Source organism: Photobacterium sp. Ph5 (genome assembly GCF_022129445.1).
Classification (GTDB): Bacteria; Pseudomonadota; Gammaproteobacteria; order Enterobacterales; family Vibrionaceae; genus Photobacterium.
Window position 1 is genome coordinate 1 of sequence record NZ_JADQAQ010000107.1, and the last position, 2,385, is coordinate 2,385.

3 protein-coding genes are annotated in these 2,385 nt (G+C 42.4%); 2 read left to right on the forward strand and 1 reads right to left on the reverse strand.

Annotation, left to right across the window (positions count from 1 at the left end):
* Positions 1 to 96 precede the first annotated feature (96 nt).
* Complete coding sequence (locus I3259_RS20095) at positions 97 to 684, reverse strand: DUF416 family protein (RefSeq protein WP_238031434.1); 588 nt, start codon at positions 682 to 684, stop codon at positions 97 to 99.
* 67 nt (positions 685 to 751) lie between these two features.
* Here I3259_RS20095 and I3259_RS20100 point away from each other — a divergent pair, with 67 nt between their 5' ends.
* Both I3259_RS20100 and I3259_RS20105 read left to right on the forward strand, forming a co-directional pair.
* Positions 752 to 1,663, forward strand: a complete 912-nt coding sequence (locus I3259_RS20100) for a D-2-hydroxyacid dehydrogenase (protein WP_238031435.1) — start codon at positions 752 to 754, stop codon at positions 1,661 to 1,663.
* 32 nt (positions 1,664 to 1,695) lie between these two features.
* Positions 1,696 to 2,277: a uracil-DNA glycosylase family protein gene (locus I3259_RS20105; protein ID WP_107185807.1), complete on the forward strand. Its 582-nt coding sequence runs from the start codon at positions 1,696 to 1,698 to the stop codon at positions 2,275 to 2,277.
* The last annotated feature ends 108 nt before the right edge of the window (positions 2,278 to 2,385 follow it).

Below are 2,385 nucleotides of genomic sequence, written 5' to 3' on the forward strand. Positions count from 1 at the left end.
TTGAAAGCCTACCCTAAGCCTAACGGCTTAGGATGGGGCGGACCATATAATTAAGAGCCCTTAGGCTCTTTTTTTCTGTCATTACGATATTAGCTTTTAAAGCTCAATACCGATATTACTGACAGGCTCATCGCGCAACTCAGCACGAAGATCTTTAATCAATTCGATATCACGTGTTTCCGCTTCTTTTAATGCACGGAAAATCGCCCACTGGGTATCCCATTCCACACATACCGCTTCATTCTCTTTCTGATTATCGTTGGTGATTTCAATACCTGTTTGTGCATACTCAAGATTAGCAACCGTTTCTGCCGATAAAGCACTTAGCTTGATCACTGTTTCCATCATAAGATCACGATCCAACATCGCATGAAGAAGATCCGCCAATGCCACACATGCATCAATCGCAGGGCTTACCGCGTAGATATCAAACTCATCTTCGCTTGGCACCATATCTTCTAATTTTTCTAACTGATTCTCGAAGTTAATTTTGGCGTTTTTAACCGTCAGAATTTCCCAAATACTGTCTAGGATCACTCGATATTTATGTGAATCCGCAAACTCCGTTTCTGCACAGAAAAACACGTAGTTTGGGTACATGCGTTCACACAAAGACACCATAAAAGTCAGGTGCTGCCATGGTTCTAATTTTTCTAAACGTAACTGGATCGGATTTTTTAGCATGGGATAATCTACAGTAGTGATTTGGGGTGAAGTTTACTTGATAAACGGATAAGGCAAAAGGAAAAGCATGATCAAAGTTTCAGTAATATCTAAGCAACAACAACGTTATACCGAATTATTGGCACAAGCCCAGTTATCGGATCTTTGCTTAACCGAGGATCCTTCGCAAGCTAGCGTAATTCTAGCGGATCCTCCTTTGATCGCAAACAAGCTCCATCAATTCACCCAATTAAAATGGTTACAATCGACATTTGCAGGTATTGACGCCTTAATCCAACCAAACTTACGCCAAGATTATTTGCTCACCAACATTAAAGGCTGTTTTGGCCACTTAATTGGGGAATATGTGATTGGACAATGCCTTAACCACTATCGCCATTTTCCACAATACCAGCAGCAACAACAACAAACGCAATGGCAACCCATCCCATACCAGTCATTAAGCGCAAAAACCATGGCAATCATAGGTACAGGCAGTATCGGTTGCACCTTAGCAACTATCGCTAGTGCCTTTAACTGCCGCGTAATCGGGGTTAATCGAAGTGGTAAAAGCCCTTCTAATGCATTTCAAACCATTTACCCAATAACGCAGCTACGTGACGCACTGACAAATGCCGATATCATTGTCTCAACCTTGCCTGCTACCACGCAAACCTGCGATCTTTTCAGCAGCAACATCTGGTCTGGGTGCCATCAAGCGCTCTTTTTCAATGTCGGTCGCGGAAATACGGTAATTGAAAACGATCTCATCAAAGCGCTTGATGCTAATCACTTAGCTCATGCCTATTTGGATGTATTCAAACAAGAACCGCTCCCTGAAGATCATCTGTTTTGGCATCATCCAAAGATCAGCATCACGCCACATATTGCTGCAGAAAGCTTTCCAGAGCAGGTCGTTGAGATATTTAAAACCAATTACCAGCGCTTCCACCGGCAACAAAAGCTAGATTATCTTATTGATTTCAAAGACGGATATTAAAAATGCAACTATTTTTGAATGGTGATATTTAAATGACACAATTTGATAACTTACGTGATCTCATTAAACGCTGCGAGATCTGCAAAGATCACCTTGAGCCGCGCCCAGTGATTCAATTTAGCCCAAATGCCAAGCTATTGCTTATCGGGCAAGCACCGGGATTAAAAGTTCACCAAACAGGGATCCCATTTAATGATCCTAGCGGTGATCGCCTGCGCCAGTGGCTAGAACTGGATAAAGACACCTTTTATAACCCAGAGCACATTGCCATCATGCCGATGGGATTGTGTTATCCAGGAAAAGGCAAAACAGGAGATTTACCACCTCGTCCAGAGTGCGCACCGCAATGGCATCAGTCTGTACTCGATCTCATGCCGAATATAGGAATGACCTTACTGATCGGGCAATATGCACAAAACTATTACTTACCCAATAAGCCAAAAACGCTCACAGAAACCGTACAACACTGGCAGCAATGGGCACCACGTTATATTCCGTTGCCTCATCCATCACCTCGCAATGCAATTTGGCTTAAAAAGAATCCATGGTTTGAGGCTGATGTCGTCCCTTATATTCGCCAATACGTCCACCAGCATTTAGCCGCCAACGATTAATCTTGAGATATAAAAAAACCCACGCAATCACGTTAATGCCGATCAGTTAAGAAAAAAATGATCAGTTGAACGATCCTATAGATGTGTAAAAATCCAAGTGTATTTAAT